At 71.3% G+C, this 26,666-nt stretch carries 25 protein-coding genes and 3 pseudogenes; 15 read left to right on the top strand and 13 right to left on the bottom strand.

The window, feature by feature from the left end; translation table 11 throughout:
• Positions 1-7: 7 nt before the first annotated feature.
• Both ACWGDB_RS10135 and ACWGDB_RS10130 read left to right on the top strand, forming a co-directional pair.
• Positions 8-1,342, top strand: coding sequence for a GH1 family beta-glucosidase (locus ACWGDB_RS10135; protein WP_453822011.1), 1,335 nt, complete (start codon positions 8-10; stop codon positions 1,340-1,342).
• Positions 1,339-2,593: pseudogene (locus ACWGDB_RS10130) on the top strand (MFS transporter). Before ACWGDB_RS10135 ends, ACWGDB_RS10130 begins: the two are co-directional and overlap by 4 nt.
• 23 nt (positions 2,594-2,616) lie before the next feature.
• On the opposite strand, the gene ACWGDB_RS10125 reads toward ACWGDB_RS10130, so the two are convergent.
• Positions 2,617-3,012 carry a peptidase inhibitor family I36 protein gene (locus ACWGDB_RS10125; protein WP_453822010.1) on the bottom strand — a complete coding sequence of 132 codons (396 nt, stop codon included), beginning with the start codon at positions 3,010-3,012 and terminating at the stop codon, positions 2,617-2,619.
• Between the two features lie 122 nt (positions 3,013-3,134).
• Positions 3,135-3,260 (bottom strand): annotated as a pseudogene (locus ACWGDB_RS10120) (NAD-dependent epimerase/dehydratase family protein); the annotation flags it as partial.
• A 2-nt stretch (positions 3,261-3,262) separates the two neighbouring features.
• On the opposite strand from ACWGDB_RS10120, the pseudogene ACWGDB_RS10115 reads away from it, so the two are divergent.
• Together ACWGDB_RS10115 and ACWGDB_RS10110 are read left to right on the top strand one after the other, a co-directional pair.
• Positions 3,263-3,622, top strand: a pseudogene (locus ACWGDB_RS10115) (MmyB family transcriptional regulator); the annotation flags it as partial.
• Between the two features lie 198 nt (positions 3,623-3,820).
• Entirely contained in the window at positions 3,821-4,297 is a 477-nt protein-coding gene (locus ACWGDB_RS10110; RefSeq protein ID WP_369270950.1) for a hypothetical protein, read from the top strand.
• Between the two features lie 71 nt (positions 4,298-4,368).
• Here ACWGDB_RS10110 and ACWGDB_RS10105 read toward each other — a convergent pair whose 3' ends face one another.
• Together ACWGDB_RS10105 and ACWGDB_RS10100 are read right to left on the bottom strand one after the other, a co-directional pair.
• Entirely contained in the window at positions 4,369-4,707 is a 339-nt protein-coding gene (locus tag ACWGDB_RS10105) for a P-II family nitrogen regulator (RefSeq protein WP_369270951.1), read from the bottom strand.
• Complete coding sequence (locus ACWGDB_RS10100) at positions 4,704-6,035, bottom strand: ammonium transporter (RefSeq protein WP_453822009.1); 1,332 nt, start codon at positions 6,033-6,035, stop codon at positions 4,704-4,706. The genes ACWGDB_RS10105 and ACWGDB_RS10100 overlap by 4 nt, the downstream gene beginning before the upstream one ends.
• A gap of 165 nt (positions 6,036-6,200) precedes the next feature.
• Here ACWGDB_RS10100 and era point away from each other — a divergent pair, with 165 nt between their 5' ends.
• The 5 genes from era to ACWGDB_RS10075 all read left to right on the top strand — a co-directional run bounded on the left by era (position 6,201) and on the right by ACWGDB_RS10075 (position 11,757).
• Positions 6,201-7,169, top strand: coding sequence for a GTPase Era (gene era, locus ACWGDB_RS10095; RefSeq protein ID WP_453822008.1), 969 nt, complete (start codon positions 6,201-6,203; stop codon positions 7,167-7,169).
• Positions 7,170-7,437: 268 nt separating this feature from the next.
• The gene (locus ACWGDB_RS10090) at positions 7,438-9,579 is read left to right on the top strand and encodes a PhoH family protein (protein WP_453822007.1); all 2,142 of its coding nucleotides are present in this window, start codon (positions 7,438-7,440) and stop codon (positions 9,577-9,579) included.
• 12 nt (positions 9,580-9,591) lie between these two features.
• Positions 9,592-10,089, top strand: coding sequence for an rRNA maturation RNase YbeY (ybeY, locus tag ACWGDB_RS10085; RefSeq protein WP_369270954.1), 498 nt, complete (start codon positions 9,592-9,594; stop codon positions 10,087-10,089).
• Positions 10,086-11,393: a hemolysin family protein gene (locus ACWGDB_RS10080; protein ID WP_453822006.1), complete on the top strand. Its 1,308-nt coding sequence runs from the start codon at positions 10,086-10,088 to the stop codon at positions 11,391-11,393. The genes ybeY and ACWGDB_RS10080 overlap by 4 nt, the downstream gene beginning before the upstream one ends.
• Positions 11,394-11,397: 4 nt before the next feature.
• The gene (locus ACWGDB_RS10075; protein WP_453822005.1) at positions 11,398-11,757 is read left to right on the top strand and encodes an MmcQ/YjbR family DNA-binding protein; all 360 of its coding nucleotides are present in this window, start codon (positions 11,398-11,400) and stop codon (positions 11,755-11,757) included.
• Here ACWGDB_RS10075 and ACWGDB_RS10070 read toward each other — a convergent pair.
• Positions 11,719-13,200, bottom strand: coding sequence for an MFS transporter (locus ACWGDB_RS10070; RefSeq protein WP_453822004.1), 1,482 nt, complete (start codon positions 13,198-13,200; stop codon positions 11,719-11,721). The genes ACWGDB_RS10075 and ACWGDB_RS10070 overlap by 39 nt on opposite strands.
• A gap of 157 nt (positions 13,201-13,357) precedes the next feature.
• On the opposite strand from ACWGDB_RS10070, the gene ACWGDB_RS10065 reads away from it, so the two are divergent.
• Together ACWGDB_RS10065 and ACWGDB_RS10060 are read left to right on the top strand one after the other, a co-directional pair.
• A complete protein-coding gene (locus ACWGDB_RS10065; RefSeq protein WP_453822173.1) occupies positions 13,358-14,179 on the top strand; it encodes a helix-turn-helix transcriptional regulator in 822 nt (273 codons plus the stop codon).
• A 28-nt stretch (positions 14,180-14,207) separates the two neighbouring features.
• A complete protein-coding gene (locus ACWGDB_RS10060; protein WP_453822003.1) occupies positions 14,208-14,561 on the top strand; it encodes a cytidine deaminase in 354 nt (117 codons plus the stop codon).
• A gap of 58 nt (positions 14,562-14,619) precedes the next feature.
• Here ACWGDB_RS10060 and ACWGDB_RS10055 read toward each other — a convergent pair whose 3' ends face one another.
• On the bottom strand, positions 14,620-15,009 hold the full coding sequence (locus tag ACWGDB_RS10055) for a nuclear transport factor 2 family protein (protein WP_453822002.1): 390 nt from the start codon (positions 15,007-15,009) through the stop codon (positions 14,620-14,622).
• 112 nt (positions 15,010-15,121) lie between these two features.
• On the opposite strand from ACWGDB_RS10055, the gene ACWGDB_RS10050 reads away from it, so the two are divergent.
• A complete protein-coding gene (locus ACWGDB_RS10050; RefSeq protein WP_453822001.1) occupies positions 15,122-15,922 on the top strand; it encodes a VOC family protein in 801 nt (266 codons plus the stop codon).
• Positions 15,923-15,925: 3 nt separating this feature from the next.
• Here the strand turns inward: ACWGDB_RS10050 and ACWGDB_RS10045 are convergent, their stop codons facing one another.
• The 3 genes from ACWGDB_RS10045 to ACWGDB_RS10035 form a co-directional block, all read right to left on the bottom strand.
• On the bottom strand, positions 15,926-17,083 hold the full coding sequence (locus ACWGDB_RS10045) for a carbohydrate kinase family protein (protein ID WP_453822000.1): 1,158 nt from the start codon (positions 17,081-17,083) through the stop codon (positions 15,926-15,928).
• 80 nt (positions 17,084-17,163) lie between these two features.
• Complete coding sequence (locus tag ACWGDB_RS10040) at positions 17,164-18,453, bottom strand: glucarate dehydratase family protein (RefSeq protein WP_453821999.1); 1,290 nt, start codon at positions 18,451-18,453, stop codon at positions 17,164-17,166.
• On the bottom strand, positions 18,450-19,418 hold the full coding sequence (locus tag ACWGDB_RS10035; RefSeq protein ID WP_453821998.1) for a 5-dehydro-4-deoxyglucarate dehydratase: 969 nt from the start codon (positions 19,416-19,418) through the stop codon (positions 18,450-18,452). Before ACWGDB_RS10035 ends, ACWGDB_RS10040 begins: the two co-directional genes overlap by 4 nt.
• Before the next feature lie 127 nt (positions 19,419-19,545).
• Between ACWGDB_RS10035 and ACWGDB_RS10030 the strand changes: the two genes are divergently transcribed.
• Positions 19,546-20,328, top strand: a complete 783-nt coding sequence (locus ACWGDB_RS10030) for an IclR family transcriptional regulator (RefSeq protein ID WP_453821997.1) — start codon at positions 19,546-19,548, stop codon at positions 20,326-20,328.
• 206 nt (positions 20,329-20,534) lie between these two features.
• Positions 20,535-21,767, top strand: coding sequence for an MFS transporter (locus ACWGDB_RS10025; RefSeq protein WP_453821996.1), 1,233 nt, complete (start codon positions 20,535-20,537; stop codon positions 21,765-21,767).
• Positions 21,768-21,776: 9 nt separating this feature from the next.
• Here ACWGDB_RS10025 and ACWGDB_RS10020 read toward each other — a convergent pair whose 3' ends face one another.
• From ACWGDB_RS10020 to ACWGDB_RS10005, 4 genes are all read right to left on the bottom strand, one after another.
• Positions 21,777-22,769 (bottom strand): adenosine deaminase, encoded by a 993-nt coding sequence (locus ACWGDB_RS10020; RefSeq protein ID WP_383611019.1) that lies wholly within the window; start codon positions 22,767-22,769, stop codon positions 21,777-21,779.
• Between the two features lie 20 nt (positions 22,770-22,789).
• Positions 22,790-23,695, bottom strand: a complete 906-nt coding sequence (locus ACWGDB_RS10015) for a ribonuclease Z (protein WP_453821995.1) — start codon at positions 23,693-23,695, stop codon at positions 22,790-22,792.
• Between the two features lie 12 nt (positions 23,696-23,707).
• On the bottom strand, positions 23,708-24,061 hold the full coding sequence (locus ACWGDB_RS10010) for a histidine triad nucleotide-binding protein (RefSeq protein ID WP_453821994.1): 354 nt from the start codon (positions 24,059-24,061) through the stop codon (positions 23,708-23,710).
• Between the two features lie 79 nt (positions 24,062-24,140).
• Positions 24,141-25,340, bottom strand: coding sequence for an MFS transporter (locus ACWGDB_RS10005; RefSeq protein ID WP_453821993.1), 1,200 nt, complete (start codon positions 25,338-25,340; stop codon positions 24,141-24,143).
• A 117-nt stretch (positions 25,341-25,457) separates the two neighbouring features.
• Here ACWGDB_RS10005 and ACWGDB_RS10000 point away from each other — a divergent pair, with 117 nt between their 5' ends.
• A complete protein-coding gene (locus ACWGDB_RS10000) occupies positions 25,458-26,546 on the top strand; it encodes a DUF5937 family protein (protein ID WP_453821992.1) in 1,089 nt (362 codons plus the stop codon).
• Positions 26,547-26,666: the final 120 nt, after the last annotated feature.

The raw sequence follows: 26,666 nt of genomic DNA, 5'->3' as shown, positions 1-26,666 counted from the left end.
GGTACGGATGATCCGGCGCATGGCGACTGATGCGCGCGGCGCGACGAACCCGATACCTCAGTTCCCGGCCGGATTCCTGTGGGGTGTCTCCACCTCGGCCCATCAGATCGAGGGCGCGGCGGACGAGCGCGAGCCCTCCGTGTGGGACACCTTCACGGCCGAGCCGGGCCGGGTGAAGGACGGTTCCACGGCTGCGGTGGCCTGCGACCACTACCACCGCTACCCCGAGGACGTCGCTCTGCTGGCCGAGCTGGGCGTCGACGCGTACCGCTTCTCGATCTCGTGGCCGCGGGTGAACGCGCCCAAGGGCCTCGACTTCTACGACCGCCTGGTGGACGAGCTGTGCGCGGCGGGCGTACGGCCGGTGCCGACGCTCTTCCACTGGGATCTGCCGGTCGCCCTGGACTGGCTGGAGCGGGACACCGCGGCCCGTTTCGCCGAGTACGTGTCCGTGGTCGCCGCGCGGCTCGGTGACCGCGTGCAGAAGTGGATCACCCTGAACGAGCCCGCCGAGCACACCCTGCTGGGCCACGCCCTCGGCACCCACGCCCCCGGCAGGCGGCTCCTCTTCGACGCGCTGCCCGTCGCCCACCACCAGCTGCTGGCCCACGGTCTCGCCGTACGGGCGCTGCGCGCGGCCGGCGCGAGCGACATCGGCGTCGCCAACTCGCACGGCCCGACCTGGCCGGCGTCGCAGGAGCAGGCGGACCTGGAGGCGGCGGGCTTCTACGACGTACTGCTCAACCGGCTGTTCGCCGACCCGCTGCTGCTGGGCGCCTACCCGGAAGGCATCGGGGAGCTGATGCCCGGGGACGTCGAGGGAGACCTGAAGGTCATCGCCGAGCCGCTCGACTTCTACGGCATCAACTACTACGCGCCGACCCGCGTGGGCGCCCCACAGGGCACCGAGATCGAGTTCGGCGGGATCAGCATGCCCGCGGAACTGCCCTTCTCCGTACGGGAGATCGAGGGCGTCGCGACGACGGACTTCGGCTGGCCGGTGGTGCCCGAGGGCCTCACCGAACTGCTCACCGGCTTCCGGGAGCGGTACGGCGACCGGCTGCCGCCCGTCGTCATCACCGAGAACGGCTGCAGTTACGAGGGCATCGACGACCAGGAGCGGATCGCCTACCTGGACGGCCACATCCGCGCGCTGCACCGGGCGGTGGAGGCGGGCGTGGACGTACGCGGGTACTTCGTCTGGTCGTTGCTCGACAACTTCGAGTGGGCCGAGGGGTACGCGCGGCGCTTCGGGCTGGTGCACACGGACTACGAGACGCTCACCAGGACTCCCAAGGCGTCCTACGGCTGGCTGCGGGACGTGCTCCGGGCCCAGAGGTGACGTCCACCCGGCCGTCGGGTGCCCTGGCCGAGCCCGTCGACCGGGTCGGCCGGGGCTGGACGGCGGCGCTGTCGCTGGCCAACGTCGCGATCTGGGTGGGCTGGTACGGCCCGTTGCAGCTCCTGCTGGCCCGGCAGGCGGAGGACTTCGCGCCCGGCACGGGGATGTCGAAGGAGACGCTGCTGGCCTGGGTGACCGGCGTGGGCGCGGTCGTGTCGCTGCTGGCGAACCCCTTCTTCGGGGCGCTGTCGGACCGCACCACGGCCCGCTGGGGCCGCCGTACGCCGTGGATCGTGGCCGGTGCGGCGGGCGGCGCGCTGTCGCTGCTGCTGCTCGCCGGGGCGGGCGGGCTGTGGGCGATGGCGGTCGGCTGGTGTCTGGTCCAGCTGACGCTGAACGCGTCCTTCGCCGCGGTGACGGCGGCGGTGCCGGACCGGGTGCCTCGGCTGCAACGGGGTGTGGTGGGCGGCTGGTTGGGGGCTGCGCAGATCCTCGGCGCGGTCGTCGGCACGGGGCTCGCGACGGCGGCGGGCGGGATCGCGGCGGGGTACGCGGCGTGCGCGGTGTTCGCGGTGGCGGGTGTGCTGCCGTACGTCCTGCGGTACCGGGATCTGAGGCTGGCGGCCACGGACCGGCCGACGTGGTCCTGGGGTTCGTTCGCGCGCGGCTTCTGGCTGAGCCCGCGCCGCCATCCCGACTTCGGCTGGGCCTGGCTGACCCGCTTCCTGATCAACCTCAGCAACGCGCTGGTGATCCTCTACCTCCTGTACTACCTGCGGGACCGCCTGCACCACGACGACCCCGAGCAGGGCGTCCTGATCCTCACCGCGGTGAACAGCGCGACCCTGGTGGCCACGGTCGTGGTGGGCGGCGCCTGGTCGGACCGGGTGGGTCGCCGCAAGCCGTTCGTGATGTGGTCCGGGGTGCTGATGGCGGCGGCGACGGGGCCTGCTGGCCGGCTGGCAGACCTGGCCGAGCGCGATCGTCGTGGCGGCGCTGCTGGGCCTGGGCCTCGGGGTGTTCATGTCGGTCGACTTCGCGCTGATGACGGACGTCCTGCCGAAGGCCCTCGACCGCGGCAAGGACCTCGGCGTCATCAACGTGGCGAACGCCCTCCCCCAGGTGGCGGCCCCCGCCCTCGCCGCCCCGATCGTCACCCACCTCGGCGGATACCGGGTGCTGTACCTGGTGGCGGCGGTGGCGGGGCTGGCGGGGGCGGTGCTGGTGGGACGGATCAGGGGTGTGGACTAGGGGCGGGGCGGGAGGCGGTCAGCTCAGCATTCGCGGCCCCACCGTGCGCTGTGCAGGGTGACGGGGCCCTCGAAGGTCACCATGTTGGTGTCGTTCGGGTAGTGCAGGCAGCCCTTGAAGTTGCCGCCGTTCTCCGGCGTGGTGGTGAGGTTGTACCAGATGTGGTCGGCACCCGGCTGGCGCACACCGTTGTTGACGATGGTCACCCCGTTTTCCGAGTGCAGGTCGTACAGATTCCCCTTCGACTTCCACGTCGGCTTGCCCGACGCCGTGTCGTTGTTCCACACGCAGACGTACTCCCGGGGGCAGTCCGCCGGGGCGGCCGCCGCCGGCGGCGCCGCGGCCACACCCATGGCGGCCGTCATCAGCACTGCCGCCACACCCATGCCGGCCTTCTCGCGCAACCGTGTCTTCACCATGTCGCCCTCCGTTTGCGGTCACTCGGGGCAGCCGTGGTCAGGTGGGCCGCCCCCGAGTGACCCAGCATCGCGCGTGGTTCAGGGCGCCGGTCCCTGACATCTGTCAGGGAACCGGAGGCCGGTCACAGCGCTCCGGCCTCCCGGGCCGCGTAAACCGACGGAAACAGCGGCCGATACCCCAGCTCCCGCCGGATCCGCTCGGTGGACACGACCGCCAGCCACGGGTCGGGGTCCGTGCGGGCATACAGTGCTCTTCCCGGAGGAGGATCACGCGGGCCACGCGCGCGCCCATGTGGCCACCCTGCGCGCGGTGGCCGCGGCCCGCCCCGACGACCCGGAACCGGCCGCGCTGGTCGCCGAACTCCGGGCGTCCAGCGCGGAGTTCGCCCGGCTGTGGGAGGAACACGAGGTGTCGCAGCGCAACCGCGCGACCAAGCGTTTCCTGCACCCCCTGGTCGGCCTCCTGGAACTGGACTGCGAGGTCATGGTCAGCCACGAACACCACCACCTGCTGGTCGTTCACTCGGCGCGGCCCGGGACCGATGCCTACGAGCGGCTGCAACTCCTGCGGGTGGTGGGCCTGCAGGACATGTCGCCCAGCAAGGCCTGATCCGGTAGCTGACCTTCCGGTAATGGAGGCCGGAAATCACCCTTGCCGACCCTCGCCCCACGCGCATCAATGGAAACGGCGGTTCCGACGGACCGTCAGATTCAGCTCTCCACGCAGTGTGTCCGCATCCACCTGCCGAGCAGTTCCCCCACCCCCCACACAAGGAACTCCCCCACCCTTGAAAGGGACTGAATCCCCATGAGACGCATGCGCATTGGAGCAGGTGCCGCGCTGGTGGCCGGCACCCTCGCGGTCACCGGGCTGGCCTTCGCACCCGCCGCCCTCGCGGTCGCACCCGGCTCCGCGACGATCACCGCCGACTGCGGCAGCTTCGGCGGTGGCGAGGCCACCCTGACGGCGACGCAGGACGGCACCGCCGCCACCATCACCGTCAACTCCTCCGCGATCACCGCGCCGATCGCGCTCGGGGAGGACTCCATCTCCTCGACGCTCACCCTGGTGAAGGCGAGCGGCGGCACCACGAGCTTCAGCGGCACGGAGAACCCGGCGATGGCCGCCGGCGACCCCGTCCAGGTCGGCCCGCTCAGCGGCACCGTCGCCTCCGGGGACAGCCTGGAGGCCTTCGGCGGCTCGCTGACCATGACCGTCTTCGGCATCACCATCACCTGCACGGCGACCGGGCCGCAGTCGCCGGGCCCGTTCGTGTTCGACTGAGTCGCGTGACGCACTGCGGCTCTGACGTTCCGACCCGCTGAAAGGGGCGCGGTCCCGGCGCTGTTACGGCTTCACAGCGCGTCGGGGCCGCGCTCGCCCGTCCGTACCCGTACGACCGTCTCGACCGGCAGCGCCCAGACCTTGCCGTCGCCGATCTTGCCGGTCTGCGCGGCCTTCACGATGGCTTCGATGACGTCCTCGGACAGCGCGTCCTCGACGACGACCTCGATGCGGACCTTCGGCACCAGGTCGACCTGGTACTCCGCGCCCCGGTACACCTCGGTGTGGCCGCGCTGCCGGCCGTACCCGCTCGCCTCGGTCACGGTCAGACCGTGCACGCCGAGTTCCTGGAGGGCGGTCTTGACCTCGTCGAGCCGGTACGGCTTGACGATGGCGGTGATCAGCTTCATGCCTGCTTCTTGACCTTCTGCGCGGCGGGGAGGGAGGAGGAGACGGACGAGGCGAGGGACGCCGAGACCGGGGCACCGTGCCCCAGGACCCCGTGATCGTAGGCGGTCTCGGCGTGCACCGTAAGGTCCAGGCCGGTGTGCTCCTGCTCCTCGCTCGCCCGGAAGCCCATCACCTTGTCGATCAGCTTGGCGATGCCATAGGTGACGAGGAAGGCGTACGCGCCCACGGCCACGATGGCCACCGCCTGCTTGCCGAGCTGCGCGAGCCCGCCGCCGTAGAGGAGACCCTCGGCACCGCCGGTCATCGTGGCCGTCGCGAAGACGCCGATCAGCAGGGTGCCGATGACACCGCCGACGAGGTGGACGCCGACGACGTCCAGGGAGTCGTCGTAGTCGAACTTGAACTTCCAGCCGACCGCGTAGGAGCAGACGACGCCTGCGGCGAGGCCGATGACGAGCGCGCCGAGCAGCGAGACCGAGCCGCAGGACGGCGTGATGGCCACCAGACCGGCGACCGCGCCGGAGGCCGCGCCCAGTGTCGTCGGGTGACCGTCGCGCTTCTGCTCGACGAAGAGCCAGCCGAGCAGGCCGGTGCAGCCGGCCGCGAGGGTGTTGAGGAAGGCGGCTGCCGCGAGGCCGTTGGCGCCGAGGGCGGAGCCGGCGTTGAACCCGAACCAGCCGAACCAGAGGAGACCTGCGCCGATCACGACCATCGGCAGGTTGTGCGGCCGCATGGCGTCCTTCTTGAACCCGAGCCGCGGGCCGAGGACCAGGGCCAGGGCGAGGCCGGAGGCGCCGGAGGTGATCTCGACGGGGAGGCCGCCGGCGAAGTCGAGGGCGCCGAGCCGGTCGAGGATCCAGCCGCCGGGGCCCCAGGTCCAGTGCGCGACGGGAACGTATACGAGCAGCGCCCACACCGGCACGAACACCACCCACGCCCCGAACTTCGCCCGGTCCGCGATCGCGCCGCTGACCAGCGCGGCCGTGATGATCGCGAAGGTCAGCTGGAAGGTGGCGAAGAGGACGGTGGGGACGGTCCCCTGCACGCTGTCCGGACCGAGCCCGGCCATTCCGGCGTGGTCGAGCCCGCCGATGAGGCCGCCGAACGCGTCCTCCCCGAAGGCGAGCGAGTACCCGCAGGCCAGCCACACGACGGTGACCAGGGCGATGGACACGAAGCTCATCATCAGCATGTTGAGGACGCTCTTCGTGCGGACCATGCCGCCGTAGAAGAGGGCCAGGCCCGGGGTCATCAGCAGGACGAGGGCGGTGGCGGCGAGCAGCCAGGCGGTGTCGCCGGTGTCGACGCTTGCGGCGGCGAGGGTCACGGTCGTCTCCAACGGTGTGGGGGCTCGTCAGAGGTTCACGGCTGCGCGTTTCCGGTCGCGCACGGCTGTGTTTCCGTGACGTTTCGTTGCGCGGGGGTTTCCGGAAGCTCACCGGACGGTTGGCGGTCGGTCTGTTGTGCGGCGAGGGTCTGTGGATCAGGGAGAATGGGCGCCATGAGCGTTCGCAGCCAGTCATCCGAGCCGTCCGCATCGTCGGGGGCACCCCACCGCGCCGGCTTCGCCTGCTTCGTGGGCCGCCCCAACGCGGGCAAGTCCACCCTTACGAACGCTCTGGTCGGCCAGAAGGTGGCGATCACCGCCAACCAGCCGCAGACGACGCGGCACACGGTCCGCGGGATCGTGCACCGGGAGGACGCCCAGCTGATCCTGGTCGACACCCCTGGGCTGCACAAGCCGCGCACCCTGCTCGGCGAGCGCCTCAACGACGTCGTCCGTACGACCTGGGCCGAGGTCGACGTGATCGGCTTCTGTCTGCCGGCGAACGAGAAGCTCGGCCCCGGTGACCGTTTCATCGCGAAGGAGCTGGCGTCGATCAAGAAGACGCCGAAGATCGCGATCGTCACCAAGACCGACCTCGTGGACAGCAAGCGGCTGGCCGAGCAGCTCATCGCGATCGACCAGCTCGGCAAGGAGCTGGGCTTCGAGTGGGCCGAGATCGTCCCCGTCTCCGCGGTCGGTGACCAGCAGGTGGGCCTGCTGGCCGACCTGATCGTCCCGCTCCTGCCGGAGGGGCCGGCGCTCTACCCCGAGGGCGACCTCACCGACGAGCCCGAGCAGGTCATGATCGCGGAACTGATCCGCGAGGCCGCGCTGGAGGGCGTCCGGGACGAGCTGCCCCACTCCATCGCGGTCGTGGTGGAGGAGATGCTCCCCCGCGAGGACCGCCCCGCCGACAAGCCCCTCCTCGACATCCACGCCTTCGTCTACATCGAGCGCCCCAGCCAGAAGGGCATCATCATCGGCCCCAAGGGCAAGCGCCTCAAGGACGTCGGCATCAAGTCCCGCAAGCAGATCGAGGCGCTGCTGGGTACGCCGGTCTTCCTGGACCTGCACGTCAAGGTCGCGAAGGACTGGCAGCGGGACCCGCGCCAGCTGCGGAAGCTGGGCTTCTGAGCCGGAGGGGACACTGCTCGCCGGAGGAGCTGTTTCCAGCGCGGGCCGGGCATTCCAGCCCGTCCGGCGTTTGAGGACGAGGCCGTTCAGGCCGAAGCGGGCGTCTGGGGGCGGCCGCCCCCAGGTACGGTGACCTGCGGCGGAGCCGGGCCGTGGGGAAAAGGCCTACGGGCTTGTCAGTCCCCCGGCGTACTCTGGAAAACGCCAGACCGCCCACGTGGCGGGCGAGTCGTTTCGAGGAGGACGAGCAAGGCCTACGAGCCGGCCCATGACTCAGACACCCACAGCTCACACACCCGCGCAGGGGCAGGCGAGAGCACAGTTCACCGTCCCCGCCCAGCACCCCATGGTGACCGTTCTGGGGTCCGGCGACTCCCTGCTGCGTGTGATCGAGAAGGCCTTCCCGGCGGCCGACATCCACGTCCGGGGCAATGAGATCAGCGCGGTCGGCGACGCCGCTGAAGTCGCCCTCATCCAGCGCCTGTTCGACGAGATGATGCTGGTGCTCCGCACCGGACAGCCGATGACGGAGGACGCAGTGGAACGCTCGATCGCCATGCTGCGGGCGAGTGAGAACGGGGAGGGCGACGGCCAGGAGACCCCGGCCGAAGTGCTCACACAGAACATCCTGTCCTCGCGCGGCCGCACCATCCGCCCCAAGACGCTCAACCAGAAGCGCTACGTCGACGCGATCGACAAGCACACCATCGTCTTCGGCATCGGACCCGCCGGCACCGGCAAGACCTACCTGGCCATGGCCAAGGCCGTCCAGGCCCTCCAGTCCAAGCAGGTCAACCGCATCATCCTGACCCGCCCGGCGGTCGAGGCCGGCGAGCGGCTGGGATTCCTCCCGGGCACGCTCTACGAGAAGATCGACCCGTACCTGCGTCCGCTGTACGACGCGCTGCACGACATGCTGGACCCGGACTCGATTCCTCGGTTGATGGCTGCGGGGACGATCGAGGTGGCACCGCTGGCATACATGAGAGGCCGTGCCCAGCCGACGTTCACCAACGTCCTGACCCCGGACGGTTGGCGTCCCATCGGTGACCTTCAGGTCGGTGACCTCGTCATCGGCTCGAATGGTGAGCCGACGCCGGTCCTCGGTGTCTACCCACAAGGCGAGCGGGACATCTACCGCGTCACGGCCCAGGACGGCTCCTGGACCCTGTGCTGCGCCGAGCACCTGTGGACGGTCAGGACGCGCGACGACCAGCGCCGCGACAAGCCGTGGCGAGTCCTGGAGACCCGGGAGATGATCGGCAATCTCCGTGCCGGACATGCCAGGCGGTTCGAGTTGCCTATGCTCACCGCTCCGGTTGCCCACCCCGAGCGCGAAGTTCCCATGGATCCGTACGCGCTCGGGCTTCTCCTCGGTGACGGCTGCCTCACGGGCTCCACCACGCCCTCGTTCGCGACAGCGGACCCAGAACTGGCCGTGGCCCTGGAAGCCGCGCTCCCGGGCGTCGCCGTGCGCCACCGCAGTGGACCCGACTACGTCCTCAACCGGATCAAGAGTCCTGGTGACGTGGTCACTCTGGAGAATCCGGTCACCCGGATCCTGCGTGAGCTGGATCTGCTGCGCACCCGCTCGCACTCCAAGTTCGTACCCGACGACTACCTGCACAACGCTGCCGGGGTACGGCTGGCAGTCCTCCAGGGTCTGCTCGACTCCGACGGCGGTCCGGTCACCCAGGCAGACCGCTCGTGCCGAATCCAGTACTCGACGACGTCGATTCCGCTCCGCGACGATGTCATCGCACTGGTCCAGTCCCTGGGCGGAGTCGCGTACAGCCGCCGCCGTCGCGCCGCTGCCGGACGCAAGCCGGGCAGGGCCAACGGCCGTGACGTCACCTTCAACCGCGACGCCCACGTCATCGACATCCGCCTCCCCGAAGGCGTCGAGCCTTTCCGCCTCGCCCGCAAGCGCGAGAAATACCACGCGGCCGGAGGCGGCGGACGCCCGATGCGCTTCATTGACAGCATCGAGCCGGCAGGCCGCGAGGAGACCGTATGCATCCAGGTTGCGGCCGAGGACTCTCTCTACGTCACCCAGGACTACCTGCTCACGCACAACACGCTCAACGACGCCTTCATCATCCTCGACGAGGCCCAGAACACCTCGCCCGAGCAGATGAAGATGTTCCTCACCCGCCTCGGCTTCGACTCGAAGATCGTGATCACGGGTGATGTGACGCAGGTCGACCTGCCGAGCGGCACCAAGTCGGGACTGCGTCAGGTCCAGGAGATCCTGGAGGGCCTCGACGACGTCCACTTCTCCCGGCTCACGTCCCACGATGTCGTCCGGCACAAGCTGGTCGGCCGTATCGTCGACGCGTACGAGAAGTACGACAGCGTGAACGGCACGGAGAACGGCACCCACAAGGGCGCCCGGAACAAACGGAAGTAGATCAGCGCGACCATGTCGATCGACGTCAACAACGAGTCCGGAACCGAGGTCGACGAGCAGGCGATCCTCGACATCGCCCGCTACGCCCTCGCGCGGATGCGCATCCACCCGCTCTCCGAGCTCTCGGTGATCGTCGTGGACGCCGACGCCATGGAGCAGCTGCACATCCAGTGGATGGACCTGCCCGGTCCGACGGATGTCATGTCCTTTCCCATGGACGAGCTGCGGCCGCCGTCGAAGGACGACGACGAGCCCCCGCAGGGGCTCCTCGGTGACATCGTGCTGTGCCCCGAAGTCGCCGCGAAGCAGGGGACCGAGGCGCCCACGCAGCACTCCATGGACGAGGAGCTCCAGCTGCTCACCGTCCATGGCGTGCTGCATCTCCTCGGGTACGACCACGAGGAGCCCGACGAGAAGGCCGAGATGTTCGGCCTGCAGGCCGCCATCGTGGACGGCTGGCGTACGGAGAAGGGCCTGACCGGCCCCTCCCCGGCCCCGACCGTGTCATGAGCCTCCCCCTCGTCTCCGGCGCGATCGCCCTGGTGGTCGTCGCCTGGCTCGCCGCCTGCGCGGAGGCCGGCCTGGCGCGCGTCTCCAGCTTCCGCGCCGAGGAGGCCGTACGCAGCGGCCGTCGCGGCAGCGAGAAGCTCGCGCTCGTCGCGGCCGACCCGACCCGCTATCTGAACGTGGCGCTGCTGGTGCGCGTGGCCTGCGAGATGGCCGCCGCCGCGCTAGTCACCTACGCCTGCCTGCAGGAGTTCGACAGCACTACCGAGGCCCTCCTGGTCGCGATAGCGGTCATGGTGCTGGTGTCGTACGTCGCCGTCGGTGTCTCCCCGCGCACCATCGGCCGCCAGCACCCGCTGAACACGGCGACGGCGGCGGCGTACGTGCTGCTGCCGCTCGCGCGGATCATGGGGCCGATCCCCCCTCTGCTGATCCTCATCGGCAACGCGCTCACGCCCGGCAAGGGTTTCCGCCGCGGCCCGTTCGCCTCCGAGGCGGAGCTGCGGGCGCTGGTCGACCTCGCCGAGAAGGAGTCGCTGATCGAGGACGAGGAGCGCCGGATGGTGCACTCCGTCTTCGAGCTGGGCGACACTCTGGTGCGCGAGGTGATGGTCCCGCGCACCGACCTGATCGTCATCGAGCGGTACAAGACCATCCGCCAGGCCCTCACCCTCGCCCTGCGCTCCGGTTTCTCGCGTATCCCGGTCGTCGGGGAGAGCGAGGACGACGTGGTCGGGATGGTGTATCTGAAGGACCTGGCCCGCAAGACGCACATCTCCCGGGACGCGGAGAGCGAGCTGGTCTCCACGGCGATGCGGCCCGCCGTCTTCGTACCGGACACCAAGAACGCCGGTGACCTGCTGCGCGAGATGCAGAAGGACCGCAACCACGTCGCCGTCGTCATCGACGAGTACGGCGGCACCGCCGGCATCGTCACCATCGAGGACATCCTCGAGGAGATCGTCGGCGAGATCACCGACGAGTACGACCGCGAGCTGCCGCCCGTGGAGGAGCTCGGCGAGGACCGCTACCGCGTCACCGCCCGCCTCGACATCACCGACCTCGGTGAGCTGTACGGCCTCGACGAATACGACGACGAGGACGTCGAGACGGTCGGCGGGCTGCTGGCGAAGGCACTCGGCCGCGTCCCGATCGCCGGGGCGTCGTCCCTGGTCGAGCTCCCGGACGCCCGGGAACTCCGCCTGACCGCGGAGGCGGCGGCCGGCCGCCGGAACAAGATCGTGACCGTGCTGGTGGAGCCGGTGGGTCCGGTCGGCCGCCCGGGCGAGGAGACGAAGGTCGAGTGACGGAGTGAAACCTCAGGAGCTGCGCGCGTTCTGCCTGTCCTTCAACGCGACCGTGGAGGACTTCCCGTTCAATCCGGAAACCTCGGTCTTCAAGGTGCTGGGCAAGCTGTTCGCCCTGACGAACCTGGACGCGCGGCCCCTGACGGTCAACCTCAAGTGCGACCCGGAGGACGCGGTCCGCCTGCGCGGCGAGTACCCGGGGCTCATCGTCCCCGGCTATCACATGAACAAACGGCACTGGAACACGGTGACCGTCGACGGCGAGCTCCCGGACCGCTTCGTCCGGGAGCTCGTCGAGGACTCGTACGACCTGGTCGTGGCCGGCCTACCGCGAGCCGACCGGCTCCGCCTCGACCGCCCCTGAGCCGCTCTCGCCCGATCCGGCCGTGCGCCCGGTGCGCAGGCCGACGGCGATCAGGGCCGCGGCGGCCAGGACGATCGCCGCGTCGAGCGCCAGGACCGTGCGGGTGCCGGAGAGCAGGTCACCGGAGGTCGTCGCGAGGACGCCCAGCAGCGGGATGCCGATCGTGATGCCGACCTGCTGGGTCGAGGTGACCAGGCCGGTGGCCAGACCCTGCTCCTCGTCGGGGACGCCGGAGGTCACGGTCAGGCCGTAGGAGATGATCGCGCCCAGGTGGAACATGCTCGCCAGCGAGACGGCGGCCGTGACGAGCCAGACGGACCAGACGTGCGCGTTCAGGAACAGCAGGGCTATGCCGAAGGCGCCCTGGCCGGCGAGCGAGACGACCAGGATGCGGCGCGCGCCGAGACGGCTGATGAACCTCGGCGTGAGCGAGCCGGCGATCACCGACATGACGCCCTGCACGCCGAAGACCAGACCCGTCTCCCAGGCCGACAGACCGAGCACTTCCTGCAGGTACAGGGTGAGGACGAAGACCACCGTCGACATCATCGAGAAGGTGACCAGACCGCCCAGGTTGCCCCATGCCACCGTACGGCGGCGCAGCATGGGCAGGGAGACGAGCGGTGACGCGGTGCGGGACTCGACGACCGCGAAAGTCGCCAGGAGCGCGAGGCCCGCGATGAGGGTCGCGATGACGTCGGCGCGGGCGAAGCCGTCGTCGGCGGCCGTCGTGAGGGCGTAGATCAGGGCCAGCAGACCGCCGGTGACGGTGATCGCGCCGGGCACGTCGAGGTGCGGGCGGTCCGGCGTGCGGGACTCGGGCAGCAGGCCGGGCGCGAGCGGCAGCACGACCAGGGCGAAGACGGCGAGCAGACCCATCGTGGAGCGCCAGCCGAGCGCGTCGGTCAGGACGCCGCCCGCGACCACGCCGACGGTGAAGCCGAGGGACATCAGCGTCCCGGAGATGCCGAGGGCACGGTCCCGGGCGGGGCCCTCGGCGAAGGTGGTGGTCAGCAGGGACATGCCCGTCGGGACGATCAACGCGGCGCCGAGACCCTGCAGGGCGCGCCCCGCGAGGAACGACGCCGGGTCCCAGGCGAACGTCGCGAGCACCGAGGCCGCGGCGAACAGGGCGAGTCCGGTGAGGAACAGCCTGCGGCGGCCGTACAGATCGCCGATGCGGCCGAAGAGGAGCAGGAAGCCGCCGGACGGCAACGCGAACGCCGTCACCGCCCACTGCAGCGCCGAGGGGCTCATGCCGAGGTCGGCGCCGAGGACGGGGAGGGCGACGTTCAGGACGGAGAAGTCGAGCGCGACCATGAACTGGGCGGCGCACAGGACGAACAGGACGAGTTTGTCGCGCGTCGACATCCGGGGGGACCGGGGGGTGCCGAGCGGTGGGGTGGGTGTGGCAGTGGGAGTGGTGGTGGTGTCGATCGCCATGGGCAAGAGCCTGCGGGCGCCGGAATAGCCGTGGGGAGCCGGAAGTTGTCCTGGTGGTGGCACCACCAGCCACCGGGATGAGGGGGATCCGTACGTGTCCGACGTGTCCGGGAGCGCGCTGAAGAGTCATCGGCGGCGCGAGCTGCGCGAGTTCCTGATGAGCAGGCGGGCCCGGGTCACACCGGGCGAGGCGGGACTGCCGGGCGGCGGGGCGCGGCGCCGTACGCCGGGGCTGCGGCGCGAGGAGGTCGCCGTGCTCGCCGGAGTGGGCGCCTCCTGGTACCAGTGGCTGGAGCAGGGGCGGGACATCTCCGTGTCGCCGCAGGTGCTGGACTCGGTGGGCCGGGTGCTGCGGCTGAGCAACGCCGAGCGCCGGCATCTGTATCTGCTGGCCGGGCTGAATCCGCCGGCTCCCGAAGTGGCGCCCGAGAAGCGGGACATGTGCGACGGGCTGCGGCGGCTGATCGACGCGTGGATGCCGTATCCGGCGCACATCATGGACCGCTACTACAACGGCGTGCTCTACAACGACGCCGCCGCGACCGTGCTCGGGATGCGGCCCGGCAAGCGGTGGAACTGCCTGATCGACTTCTTCACGGACCCGATGTACCGGTCGCGTTCGAGGAGTTGGGAGCAGAACGCCCGGACGGTCGTGGCGCAGTTCCGTGCGGTGTGCTCGGCCTCTCCCGACGACGAGGGCTTCCAGGCCGTGCTGGCCGAGGCGAAGGCGTCCAGCCCGGAGTTCACCGCGCTGTGGGAGCGGCGGGACATCGAGGACGCCGGGCAGATCCGCAAGGAGCTGGACCATCCGCTCGTCGGGCTGCTGTGCATGGAGTCGAGCGTGATGCAGATGCCGGTGCGGCCCGACCTGTCGATCGTCCTGCACACGCCGCTGGACGAGGCGAACACGGCGGCGAAGCTGCAGTGGCTGGCCTCCCCGGAGGGGCGGCGCGGGGCCATGTACCCCGTGGCCGGTTAGCACGGGCGCCGCTACGTATGCTCAGGTCATGACCGACAACAGCGCGCTCGACCCCGAGGACCGCAAGATCGTCGCCCTGGCCCGTTCCGCGCGGGCCCGCAACGGCGTGCCCGAGGGTGCGGCCGTACGGGACGAGACCGGCCGCACCTATGTCGCCGGGACGGTCGCCCTGGACTCCCTGAAGCTGAGCGCGCTGCGCACGGCGGTGGCGATGGCGGTGGCGTCGGGCGCGAAGTCGCTGGAGGCGGCGGCGGTCGTGACGGAGGCCGAGGGCGCCTCGGACGAGGACCGCGCGGCGGTACGGGATCTCGGCGGACCGCAGACGCCGGTGCTGGTGGCGGGGCCGGACGGGGCGGTGCGTACGACGGTGACGGCGGGCTGAGGTTCAGGAACCCCTCGCCGTCCCGGGAGTTTCAGGAGGCCCTCGGCCTCCCGGCGGTTCAGGTCCGGGCCGCCGGGGTGATGTGGCTGAGCGCGCAGCGCCAGCGGCCGTCCCGCCGTACGAAGACGTCGGTCGTCCACTCGTCGGCGTCGAAGCGCTCGCCCTTGTAGTGGGCGGTGTTCGTGATGCGTACCGTCACGACCGCCGAGTCGCCGAGCAGCCGGATCCTGGGCTCGCCGACGAGTTGGAACGACGAGTGGGTCAGGTCGCCGGACTCGACGAACGACAGAAACTGCTCCCTGGTCGAGATGCCCGACTCGGAGACGATGGCCCAGTCGTCGGTCATGAAATCCGCGATCCGCGCGGGGTCGTTGGAGACCATCGCCGCCGCCCAGTCGTGCGCGACGGCGGCGAGCGCCTGCCGGTCGTGAGGCTCGTCGTCGCTCATGGCCGGATCGTAACGAGAGCCGGCCGGCACGGCATCCCGTCGGGCCACGACGGGCGGTTGTCAGTGCCGGGTGTCACGCTGAGGTCGTAGCGGATCGGCGAAGGGACTCGTCATGATCACCACTGACCTCGCTCCCGGCTCCCCTTGTTGGCTCGACCTCGGCGCCCCTGACGTCCGGGCCGCGGCGGCCTTCTACGGCGCGGTGCTCGGCTGGGAGTACGAGTCCATGGGCGAGGGCGGCGACATGGAAGGCGGGATGTTCAAGAAGGACGGCAAGACCGTCGCCGGGCTCGGCAAGCTCACCGAGGAGGGCGCCCGCTCGGCCTGGATGATCTACTACACCGTCACCGACGCGGACGCCACGACGCAGGCCGTGCAGGGCGCGGGCGGCACGGTGCGGGTGCCTCCGCGGGACCTCGACGACTGGGGACGGATGGCGCAGTACGACGACCCGCTGGGCGGCCAGTTCGCCGTCTGGCAGCCGGGGAAGAACTCGGGCTTCGAGCTGGCGGACGAGACGGGTTCGCTGTCGTGGACGGAGCTGTACACGACCGACGCCGCGGGCGCGAAGGAGTTCTACAGCGGTGTCTTCGGCTGGCAGTTCAGCGACATGCCGATGCCGGGCGGCGGGGGCGCGTACACCCTCATCACCCCGGCCGGACAGCCCGAGGAGCGCATGCAGGGCGGCCTGATGGAGCTCCCCGTGGAGAATCTGGTGCTGGCGGGCGGGCGGCCGTACTGGCACCCGGTGTTCAACGTGACCGACTGCGACGCCGCGGTCGCCAAGGTCACCGAGAACGGCGGCAGTGTGCAGATGGGACCGGAGGACGCGGAGGGCGTGGGCCGGCTCGCGGTGTGCGTGGACCCGTCGAACGCGGACTTCGTGGTGCTCACGCCGGCCACGCCCGGCTGACCGTCACGCCGACCGGCGGAACCCGATCGTCGGCACCGCCCGCCGCAGCGGCCAGGGTCTGCCCTGATCCTGCGGCACCAGATCCGCCAGGAACGCGTACCGGTGCAGGGCCTCGGGGTCCTGCCGGTCGAGGGACTGGACCTGGCGCCACCAGGCGCCGATCTCGGCCCAGCCGGGGGCCGACAGGGAGCCGCCGAACTCCTGCACGGACAGGGCGGCCGTGAGGCCCGCGAAGGCCAGCCGGTCGGCCAGCGGCCAGCCGGCCAGGGTGCCGGCGACGAAGCCGGCCACGAAGACGTCACCGGCGCCGGTCGGGTCCAGGGCCTCCACGGCGATCGCGGGGACGACAGCCGTCTCCCCGGTCCTGCTGTCCACCGCGTACGCGCCCTCCGCGCCCAGGGTGACGACCGCGACGGGGACGTGCTCGGTCAGGGCGTGGGCCGCCTCGCGCGGGCAGTCGGCGCCGGTGTACCGCATGGCCTCCTGCGCGTTCGGCAGGAACGCCTCGCAATACTCCAGATCGGCCAGCCCCGCCAGGTCCCACGCCCCCGTGTCGTCCCAGCCGACATCGGCGAAGATCCGGGCCCCCTTGCGCGCGGCCTGCGCGATCCAGGGTGCACGCGTCCCCGGCACCAGGGAGGCCACGGCGGCCCGCGCACGGGGCGGGCAGTCCGGCGCCGGCTCCTCCGGAGGCGGCTCGTGGCCGTGGGAGACCATCGTGCGCTCCCCCTCGTACGCCATCGAGACCGTCACCGGCGAGTGCCAGCCCGGCACCGTGCGCGACGGCGAGAGGTCGATGCCCTCGCCGTGCTCCAGCGCATCCCAGCAGTACTCGCCGTAGTGGTCGTCGCCGAAGGCCGCCGCGAGCGACGTCTTCAGGCCGAGGCGGGCCAGGGCGGTGGCCATGTTCGCCACACCGCCGGGGCTCGACCCCATGCCGCGCGCCCAGGACTCCGTCCCGCGCACCGGGGCGGAGTCGAGGCCGGTGAAGATGATGTCGAGGAAGACCGTGCCCGTGAGATACACGTCCCACGGCGGGTCGGCGGCCGTGCGCAGGCCGACGAGGGGGTCGACCTGGGCCCGGCGATACGGCCCTCCTGCTCTGGACGACGGCCTCTGGGGCGAGGCTCCCTTTCCGGTCGGCGCGGTGGGCGTGGTCACGGTGCGCTCCCTGACGTGGTGCTGATCTGGCCAGTCTGCACCACCCCACCGACAACGCCACCGCGATCCTGTCCGAGCCGCTACCAGCGAGGCACCGACGGCGTGACCCAGCCGGGCTCGGCCACCCGCATCGCGGCCGCGTCGTCCCGGTCCCGCTGCGAGCCGTCGTCATCCAGCCACCGCCGGTGCAGCTCCGCGAGCCGGTCGCGGTCCAGCTCGACGCCCAGGCCGGGCGCGTCCGACACGGCGACCTTGCCGCCCTCGAAGGTGAGGCGCTCGGTGAGGACGTCCTCGGACTGCCAGGGGTAGTGGGAGTCGCAGGCGTGGTGGAGGTTCGGGACGGTCGACGCCACGTGCGTCATCGCGGCCAGGGAGATGCCCAGATGGGTGTTGGAGTGCATGGACACCCCGACGCCGAAGGTGCGGCAGACCGCCGCCAGTTGCCGGGTGTTGCGCAGTCCGCCCCAGTAGTGGTGGTCGGACAGCACGACCTGCACGGCGTCCTTGGTGAAGGCCTCCTTGATCTCCGTGAACGTCGTCACGCACATGTTGGTCGCCAGCGGCACCCCGCTGCGCGCGGCCACCTCGGCCATACCGGCCGTACCCGGCGTCGGATCCTCCAGGTACTCCAGGACGTCCCCGAGCTCCCGCGCCACCTTCAGCGAGGTCTCGACGGACCAGGCCCCGTTGGGGTCGAGGCGCAGGGGATGCCCGGGAAAGGCCTCCGCGAGTGCCCGTGCGGCGGCGATCTCCTCGTCCGGCGGGAAGACACCGCCCTTGAGCTTGAAGGAGGTGAACCCGTACCGCTCCGTGAACCTCCGCGCCTGCTCGACGACCCCGGCCGGGTCGACGGCGGCGCCCCAGTCGTCCTTCTCGGCCGCGACGCCCGCCGGATGGTCGGCCCACCTGTAGAAGAGATACGCGCTGTACTCGACCGCGTCGCGCACCCTGCCGCCGAGCAGCGCGTGCACGGGCAGCCCGAGTGCTTTGCCGAGGGCGTCGAGGCAGGCGACCTCGAAGCCGGAGACGACGGACAGCCGCAGCTTGTCGGCGGTCTGGACCCCGCGCAGCCCGCCCACGTCGACCTGTCCGGACACCCGGGACCGGTCGACGGCCACCTCGTCCGCGACCCCGAACAGCCCGTTGAGATCGCTGACTTGACAGCCGATCAACTTTCGCGCGAACGGCCGGGCGAGCTCCAGGTACTTGGTGTCGCCGTACGTCTCGCCGACCCCGGTGATCCCGTCGGCCGTCACGACCTCCACGATCAGGCGGGGTGTGTACGGCTGGTGGACGCCCTGGGTGTTCAGCAGCGGCGGGTCGGCGACCAGGATGGGCGTCAGACGGACATCGGTGATCGTGAGGTTCACAGGGCGGCTCCCACGAGGTCGAGTCCGGTGGCGAGGAGGGCGCGGAGGTCGGCCAGGTCACCGGCCGACGGGTCGGTGAGCGGGGCGCGTACGGGGCCGACGGAGCGGCCGCGCAGCCGGGCCGCCGCCTTCACCAGGGACACGGCGTATCCGGGCACCCGGTCGCGGAGCTCGACGAGCGGGACGTAGAAGTCGCGCAGCAGCTTGTCGGCGGTGCCGTGCTCGCCGCCCTGGAGTGCGGCGAAGAAGGCGTTCGCGATCTCGGGGGCGAAGGCGTGGACGGCGGAGGAGTAGGCCGGGACGCCGACGGCGGCGTACGCGCGGGCCTGGATCTCGGCGGTGGCGGCCCCGTTGAAGAAGAGGAAGCCCTCGGGAGCGGCCAGGGTGAGGCGCTGGAGCCGGTCGAGGTCGCTGTGGCCGTCCTTGAGGCCGATGACGTTCGGAATGCGGGCGATCCGCCGCAACGAGTCGGCGGTGAAGGCGACTTGACCGCGCTGGTAGGCGATGAGCGGGAGTCGGGTGCGGGCGGCGATCCGCTCCAGCTGGGCGACCAGTCCGTCCTGCGGGGCGGCGACGAGGTAGTGCGGCAGGACGAGGAGGGCGTCGGCGCCGGCCTCCTCGGCGATGCGCGCGAACCGTGCGGCCTGCGCCCAGCCGTACCCGATCCCGGCGACGACCGGCACCCGTCCGCCCGTCTCCTCGACGGCGATCGACACGACCTGCCGGTACTCGTCCTCGTCGAGCGAGAAGAACTCGCCGGTGCCGCAGGCGGGGAAGACGGCGCCGGGTTCGGTGGCGGCCTGGGCGACGACATGGGCGCGGAAGCCGTCCGGGTCCAGCGAGCCGTCCTCGCGGAAGCTCGTGAGGGGGAACGACAGCACGCCGTGCGCCATGCCGTCCCGCAAGCGCCGGGTCGTGTCGGTATCGAGGCTCACCCGGTCCGTATCGAGGCTCACCTTCGTCATCTCCCCATGTAGATGTCATCCATGTATGAGAATCGAGATTAGATACGCGAACCGTGACCGTCAATGCCACGGCCGATCCGAGGCGCTTCCGAGGCACTTTCCGAGGCGCTCCGATTACCATCGCCCCATGTCAGAGACAGGCGGCGTCCGCGAGGTGAAGTCGGCGGCGCGCACGGTGGAGTTGCTGGAGCTCCTCGCCGCGCGCGGCGACCGTCCCGCACGCCTCCAGGAGCTGGCCGACGCACTGGACGTGCCGCGCAGCTCCATGTACGCGCTGCTGCAGACCCTGATCTCCCGCGGCTGGGTCCGCACGGACGTCACCGGCTCCCTCTACGGCATCGGCATCCACGCCCTGCTCACCGGCACCAGCTACCTCGACTCCGACCCGCGCGTGCGCGCCGTACGCCCGTATCTCGACGAGGCGTCGGAGGCGCTGGGCGAGACGATCCACCTGGCGCGGCTGGACGGCCGGGACGTGGCGTATCTGGCGACGCGCGAGTCGCACGAGTACCTGCGGACGATCAGCCGAGTCGGGCGCCGGCTCCCCGCGCACGTGGGCGCGCTGGGCAAGGCACTGCTCGCCGAGCGCCCCGACGACGACCTCCCCGAGGGCCCGTACGAGCCCTTCACCGCCCACACCCACACCACCCGGGTCTCCCTCGCCGCCGACCTCGCCGAGGTGCGGGCGCGCGGCTACTCGATCGACCGCGAGGAGGGCGTCCCCGGCATCGTCGGCTTCGGCTTCGCCCTGCGCTACGACTCCCCGGCCCAGGACGCGATCAGCTGCTCGGTGCCGGTGGCACGACTGTCGGCGGGACACGAGGAGCGGATCGTCGCAGTGATGCGCGAGGTCAGGGCAAAGATCGAGGCGACGGCGCCTGCGGCGGGCGGGTCGGTGCACTGGCGCTAGCGCCGATTGCCTGACCTGACGCCCTCAGGAAAGCCCTCTTTTACCCGGCCTTCCCCGCCCCAAACACAACGTGCGCCAGATCACACCCCCCGCGCTTCTTCTCCGAACCATGTGCTTGATACAAATTCTCCGCGCGTTCCTGTCCGTCGACGGCCTGCGCCCCTCCCCCTCTTGAGCCGCTCCTTTCGCATGCCCTGGGAACGCCCGTGTTCGCCCCTCGCACCACTCCCTGGCCCCTCGTCGCCCTTTTCACGGCCGGGTACCTCGCTCCATATCTGCTGCCGACGGTCGTCGGCAGGCTCGACTCCGGTCTTCCGCTGTCCCCCACCCAGGCCGGCGCCGTCGGCAGCGCACTGCTGCTGAGTTCGGCTTCGGCGGGCTTCCTGCTGGCCTCGCGCGTCGAGCGGATCGGGGCGCGCAGGCTGGCCCGTACCGGCCTCACGCTCGCCGTCCTCGGCTACGGCGTGGCAGCGCTCGCGCACGCCGTACCGTCCGTCGTCCTGGGCGTGATGATCGGCGGCTTCGGATCCGGTACTGCCACCGCGGTCGCCGCCACCCGCATAGCCGCCCAGCCGGACCCGCACCGGGCCACCACGCTCGGCCTGCTCGGCGTCTCCGCCCTCGCGGGCGGCGTCTATCTGACGGTGCCGCACCTCGGCCCGGGCCATGGCCAGCCGCTGGCCGCGATCGCGCTCACCGCGCTCGCCGTATGGCCACTGACGGGCCGGCTCCCGGCCGCCACGGCCACGTCGCACCAGCCCGGCTGGAACGGCTCCGGCCTCCCCCACCTGCGCCACGGCCTGACCCTCGCGGCCTGCATGCTGTGCTGGTCGCTCGCCCAGAACTCCCTCTGGGGCGTCAGCGGCCGAATAGGTCTGACGCAGGCGCAGTTGACCGAGACCACGGTCGGCGCGGTGTTCGCCGTGGGGCTCGGCGCGGGCCTGCTGGGCGTGACCGGGGCGGGCGCGCTCGGCCCGCGCCTCGGCAAGGCGCTGCCCATCGGCGCCGGTACGGCAGTCATCGCGGCGTGCATCGCGCTCAGTGCGTCCGCCACCGACCTGACGACCTTCGCGACCGGTGAGATCGCCTGGAACACCTTCTACCCGATCGTCCTGTCGTACCTCATCGGCCTCGCCGCCTCCCTCGACACCCGCGGCCGCTGGGCCGTCCTCGTCGGCTCGGCGTCGTCGCTGGGCACGGCGGCGGGCCCGATGACCGGGAGCGTTCTGTCGGCACAGGCCGGGTTCCCGGTCATGGGCGCGGTCCTCGCGGTCGGGCTGCTGATCGTCGCCGTACCGATGACGGCGGTGGCGCTGAGCCGCCGGAGCCGGCGGACGGTCGAGGTCGGGGTCGTGGAGAACGTCGAGGTCGTCGAGATCCCCCTGGACACCGCCGCGGCCGGCCCGGCGGCCCCCGACCGCCTCACCGCGGCCACCTAGCCTCGCCGGCTACCCGAACTCGTAGGCCTCGACCTCGGCCAGGTACCGCGCCCGCAGCTCCTCGTCGTCCTCCAGGAAGGAGGCGAGGAACGAGTTGCGGGCGAGCTCCCGGAGCCGCTCGTCGGTGAGGCCGAGGGTCTGACGTACGGCGTCGAAGTTGTCGCCGGCGTACCCCCCGAAGTAGGCCGGGTCGTCGGAGTTGACCGTGCAGTGGAGCCCGGCGTCGAGCATGGCGGGCAGCGGGTGGTCGGCGAGGACGTCGACGGTGCGCAGCCGTACGTTCGACAGCGGACACAACGTCAGCGGCACCCGCTCCCGCACCAGCCGCTCGACCAGTGCCGGGTCCTCCATGCACCGCAGCCCGTGGTCGACGCGCTCGACACCGAGGACGTCAAGGGCCTCGGTGATGTAGGCGGGCGGGCCTTCCTCGCCGGCGTGCGCGACACGCCGCAGACCGAGCGCGGCGGCGGCCTCGTAGACCTCGCGGAACTTCACCGGCGGGTGGCCGACCTCGGCCGAGTCGAGGCCGACGCCGGTGATCCGGTCGAGATACGGCTCGGCGGCCCGGAGCGTGTCCATGGCCGACTCGGCGGAGTCGTCGCGCAGGAAGCACATGATCAGCCGGGTGGAGACCCCGTGGTTCGCCTCGCTGCTCCCCAGCGCCCGCGACAGCCCCTCGACGACCGTGCCCAGCTCCAGGCCCCGCTTGGTGTGCGCCTGCGGGTCGAAGAAGATCTCCGCATGCCGCACGCCCTGCGCGGCGGCGCGGGCGAGGTAGGCGTTCGCCAGGTCCTCGAAGTCCCGCTCGGTGCGCAGGACGGCCATGAGCTCGTAGTACAGGTTCAGAAAGGACTGGAGGTCCTCGAACTGATAGGCCTTGCGGATCTCGTCGGTGTCCAGGTACGGCAGCTCGACGCCATTGCGTGCGGCCAGCTCGAAGGCGAGCTCGGGTTCGAGGGTGCCTTCGATGTGGAGGTGCAGTTCTGCTTTGGGGAGGGGCATCGAAGCATCGTACGGCGGTGCTACCGCCGTTTCGGAAGTGGCACCCGCAGCAGGTCGTGCGCGACGGTCAGCTCCCCCTCGAACCCGGCGGCCCGCGCCTGCCGCTCGAACTCGTCCGGCTCGGCGTAGCGCTGGCTGAAGTGGGTGAGCACGAGATGCCGTACGCCGCAGTCGAGCGCGACCCGAGCGGCCTGGCCGGCGGTCAGATGACCGTGCTCGACGGCGAGTTGCACGTCCTCGTCCAGGAAGGTGGACTCGATGACGAGCATGTCGCAGCCTTCGGCGAGGGAGTACACGCCGTCACACAGCCGCGTGTCCATGACGAAGGCGAACCGCTGCCCGCGCCGGACCTCACTGACGTCGTCGAGCGAGACCCCGTCCAGCACCCCTTCCCGCTGGATCCGTCCGACGTCCGGCCCCTTGATGCCGTGCGCGGCGAGCCGTTCGGGCAGCATGCGGCGGCCGTCGGGCTCGACGAGGCGGTAGCCGTACGACTCGACGGGGTGCGAGAGCCGCGCGGCCTCCAGATTGTGGCCGCCGGTGGCGGCGATGACGCCGTCCTCGCTGATCGGGGCCTCGGCGATGTCGACGGTCTCGCGGTAGGCGGTGGCGTACCGCAGCCGGTCGAAGAAGCGCTGCCCGGAACGCGGGTAGTGGGCGGTGACGGGATGCGGAACCTTGTCGAGGTTGATCCGCTGGATGACCCCGGCCAGTCCCAGCGAGTGGTCCCCGTGGAAGTGGGTGATGCAGATCCGGTTCAGGTCGTGCGCGGCCACTCCGGCACGCAGCATCTGCCGCTGCGTGCCCTCGCCGGGATCGAACAGGATTCCCTGTCCGTCCCACCGCAGCAGGTACCCGTTGTGGTTCCGGTGCCGGGTGGGGACCTGGCTCGCGGTGCCGAGGACCACCAATTCACGTACGGACACGGCAGCTGCGACCTATCCGGGGGGCCACTGCATGCCGCGGCCGCCCAGGACGTGGGCGTGGGCGTGCCAGACGGTCTGACCGGCGCCGGCGCCGGTGTTGAAGACGATCCGGTAGCTCTCGAGCTTTTCCTCGTCGGCGACTGCGCCGGCCTCCCGCAGGACGTCCGCGACGAGGTCCGGTTCGGCGGTGGCGAGGGCGGCGGCGTCCTTGTAGTGCGCCTTGGGGATGACCAGGACGTGGGTGGGCGCCTGGGGGTTGATGTCCCGGAACGCGACGGTCGTCTCCGTCTCCCGGACGATCGTCGCCGGGACGTGTCCCTCGACAATCTTGCAGAACAGACAGTCGTCCTGCGGCTCGCCTGCCATGAGGGTTCCCTCCGGGAGTTGGGCGCGTCCTTTACGGGGGGCATCGTATCGTCGTCGGCCTCGGGTGATCGGTTTCCGGTCACCGGAGTTGCTTCTCGGTGACGACGGCGCAGGAGGACAGCAGCGTCGCGGCGGCGAGGCTGCCCCAGAGGGCGGTCGGGCCGTGAGGGGCGAGCGCGGTGATGACGGCCGGGGAGACGGCCAGGCCGAAGCCCGTGGAGAGCTCGAAACGGGCGAGGGAACGCCCCAGGACATGGACCGGAGCGAGGGCGGTGACCAGCGCGGTGGCGCTGCCGGCGTAGATGATCTCGCCGATCGTGCAGACGACGGACACCGCGGCGACGGCCGGGGCACCCCAGCCGTCCCCCACTGAGGTGGCCGCGAGGAAGCCGAGGTAGGACGCGGTGAGCACCACCCCGGCCAGGGCGAGCACGGTCCGCCGGGAGTAGCGGGACAGCAGGACGGTGACCGGCACCTGCAGGGTGACCACCAGCACGGTGTTGGCCACGAAGATGGCCGCCGACCACACCGGGGATGCCTGCAACTGCGTCACCAGGATCAAGGGCAGCGCGATTTCGGGGACGTTGAGGCAGAAGACGTAGATGACGTTGGCGGCCAGCAGCGCGCGCATCCGGGGCGCGGGCTCGTCGTCCCTGCCCTTGGCCGGGGTGGCGGCCGGATGCGCGTGGAGGTGCACCGACCAGGCAAGGGCCGCCGCGGTGAGATAGGCGAGCCCGGTGACGGCTGCCAGCGCCTGCAACGCGGTGGCGCCGCCCGTCAGGGCCACGGTGGCGAGCAGCGCGCCGACGCCCAGGCCGGCGTTGCGCAGGGCTCGGCCCGCCGCGAGGGCGGCATCGCGTTCCCGGCCGTGGGCGACGGTGGCGACGAGAGCCGCGTGGGCGGCCGGCCATGCCTGGTTGCCGATGCCGAGGAAGAGCGCCGCCGTCGCGAACAGCCAGACGTGCCCCGCCGGGGTGGCGAGCAGAAGCACCACGCCCAGCACCCGCACCAGCATCGACGCCGCGACGACCGTGCTGCGCGCGCCCCGGTCCAGCCATCGGCCCACCGCGGGCATGCACACCAGGCCCACGACGACGCCGGCCGTCATGGCGATGCCGGTGGCCGGCGCGGACAGCCTCAGCACCGTGACTCCGTAGAGCAGCAGGAAGGGCCGCAGCAGGCCGGTGCCGAGCGCGTCCACGACCAGGGCGACGGCGTAGCGGGGACCTCCGGAGGCACGGACGAGGACGCGGGGCCGGATCTTGACGGTGGTTGCCATGGCGCCAACGGTGCGGACGCCACGCCGGGCCGGCTGCGCCGGTTGACGAACACCGTCAACCGACGCCGGCGCGGGCCGCCTTGTCGGCGATGCTGACCGGTCCGTGATGATGATGCGGTGACGTTGAGGATCGACATCGGCGGACTGCCGTCCGAGCGGCTGCGGTTCGCCGCGTCCCCGCTGGCCGAGCTGACCGCGATGCTGCACGTGCTGGCCGAACCCGGGCATCATCCGCAGCTCGCCGACTGGGCCTCGGACGTCCGGGCCGGGCTGCGGCCCGAGCTGGCCGAGCGGCTCCGGGAGGCGGAGTTCCTCTGGCGTTCCTCACAGGCCGACTTCCTGATCCCCGCCCGGCCCCGTCCGACCCTCGCCGAGGAGTTGGACAACGTGGACCGGATCGACGACGAGACGTATGTGACGGCCGCGCTCGTGACCACGTGCGGCGGCAACCGGGTGCGCTTCGCGGCGCCGTCGCCCCTGACCGACGCGACGGCGCGCGAGCGGGCCCTGGAGCTGGCACAGGCGCGTGGCCCGCGGCAGGAGGCGTTCGCGCAGCGGCTGCTCGCGGACCCGGCCGGTGTGCGGGCGCGGGTGCGCGACACCCTGGAGCAGTGCGCCGAGGCCTTCTTCGACGCCGCCTGGGCGGACGTCGCCGTGCAGCTCGCCGGCGACCTGCGCCTGAAGAACGACCTGCTGAGGCGCCAGGGCGTCGGGGCGGCCCTCGCATCGGTCTCCGGGGCGGTCACCCTGTCACCGGAGGGCGACTGCATAGTCGTGGACAAGCTGCAGGACAAGGCGACCTCGGCCCACGGCGCCGGGGTCACCTTCATCCCCAGTGTCTTCGGCCGACCGCACCTGGTGGCGGTCCACGCGCCGGGCTGGCAGCCGGTGGTGCAGTACCCCGTGGCCGAGCCGAGTCCGTCGGAGCAGCCGGTGTCGCTGGAGACGGTCACCCTGCGGCTGGAGGCACTCGCGCATCCGGTACGGCTGCGACTGCTGCGTACCCTGGCCCGCGGCCCCCACACCACCGGCGAGCTGGCCCACACCTGGGAACTGTCGTCCCCGGAGGTCTCCCGCCACCTCGCCGTCCTGCGCCGCGCGGGCCTGCTCACCGCCCGGCGGCACGGTCGCTACATCCGCTACACCCTCAACCTGCCCGGCCTGACAGCCCTCGGCACCGACCTGCTGGCGGCCGTGCTCCGCTGAGCGCCGACGGCCCGCCGGCACCGCCTGCCTCAGAAGCTGTGTCAGATCCAGCCGTGAATGGGTGGGGACGGGGCTGTGACCCCGGCGGGCCCGACCCGGTGATGAACTCACCTACAGAGC

It is taken from the genome of Streptomyces sp. NPDC055013 (assembly GCF_053608645.1).
Note: the sequence above shows the minus strand (reverse complement) of the source record. Positions and strands in the feature narration are given on the sequence as shown.

Excerpts from the sequence above, each read along its gene's own strand:
- ACWGDB_RS10135 (WP_453822011.1), top strand. The coding sequence starts at position 8 with ATGATCCGGCGCATGGCGACTGATGCGCGCGGCGCGACGAACCCGATA.
- ACWGDB_RS10125 (WP_453822010.1), bottom strand. The coding sequence starts at position 3,012 with ATGGTGAAGACACGGTTGCGCGAGAAGGCCGGCATGGGTGTGGCGGCA.
- ACWGDB_RS10110 (WP_369270950.1), top strand. The coding sequence starts at position 3,821 with ATGAGACGCATGCGCATTGGAGCAGGTGCCGCGCTGGTGGCCGGCACC.
- ACWGDB_RS10105 (WP_369270951.1), bottom strand. The coding sequence starts at position 4,707 with ATGAAGCTGATCACCGCCATCGTCAAGCCGTACCGGCTCGACGAGGTC.
- era (WP_453822008.1), top strand. The coding sequence starts at position 6,201 with ATGGGCGCCATGAGCGTTCGCAGCCAGTCATCCGAGCCGTCCGCATCG.
- ACWGDB_RS10090 (WP_453822007.1), top strand. The coding sequence starts at position 7,438 with ATGACTCAGACACCCACAGCTCACACACCCGCGCAGGGGCAGGCGAGA.
- ybeY (WP_369270954.1), top strand. The coding sequence starts at position 9,592 with ATGTCGATCGACGTCAACAACGAGTCCGGAACCGAGGTCGACGAGCAG.
- ACWGDB_RS10080 (WP_453822006.1), top strand. The coding sequence starts at position 10,086 with ATGAGCCTCCCCCTCGTCTCCGGCGCGATCGCCCTGGTGGTCGTCGCC.
- ACWGDB_RS10070 (WP_453822004.1), bottom strand. The coding sequence starts at position 13,200 with ATGGCGATCGACACCACCACCACTCCCACTGCCACACCCACCCCACCG.
- ACWGDB_RS10065 (WP_453822173.1), top strand. The coding sequence starts at position 13,358 with ATGAGCAGGCGGGCCCGGGTCACACCGGGCGAGGCGGGACTGCCGGGC.
- ACWGDB_RS10060 (WP_453822003.1), top strand. The coding sequence starts at position 14,208 with ATGACCGACAACAGCGCGCTCGACCCCGAGGACCGCAAGATCGTCGCC.
- ACWGDB_RS10055 (WP_453822002.1), bottom strand. The coding sequence starts at position 15,009 with ATGAGCGACGACGAGCCTCACGACCGGCAGGCGCTCGCCGCCGTCGCG.
- ACWGDB_RS10050 (WP_453822001.1), top strand. The coding sequence starts at position 15,122 with ATGATCACCACTGACCTCGCTCCCGGCTCCCCTTGTTGGCTCGACCTC.
- ACWGDB_RS10035 (WP_453821998.1), bottom strand. The coding sequence starts at position 19,418 with ATGACGAAGGTGAGCCTCGATACGGACCGGGTGAGCCTCGATACCGAC.
- ACWGDB_RS10030 (WP_453821997.1), top strand. The coding sequence starts at position 19,546 with ATGTCAGAGACAGGCGGCGTCCGCGAGGTGAAGTCGGCGGCGCGCACG.
- ACWGDB_RS10020 (WP_383611019.1), bottom strand. The coding sequence starts at position 22,769 with ATGCCCCTCCCCAAAGCAGAACTGCACCTCCACATCGAAGGCACCCTC.
- ACWGDB_RS10010 (WP_453821994.1), bottom strand. The coding sequence starts at position 24,061 with ATGGCAGGCGAGCCGCAGGACGACTGTCTGTTCTGCAAGATTGTCGAG.
- ACWGDB_RS10005 (WP_453821993.1), bottom strand. The coding sequence starts at position 25,340 with ATGGCAACCACCGTCAAGATCCGGCCCCGCGTCCTCGTCCGTGCCTCC.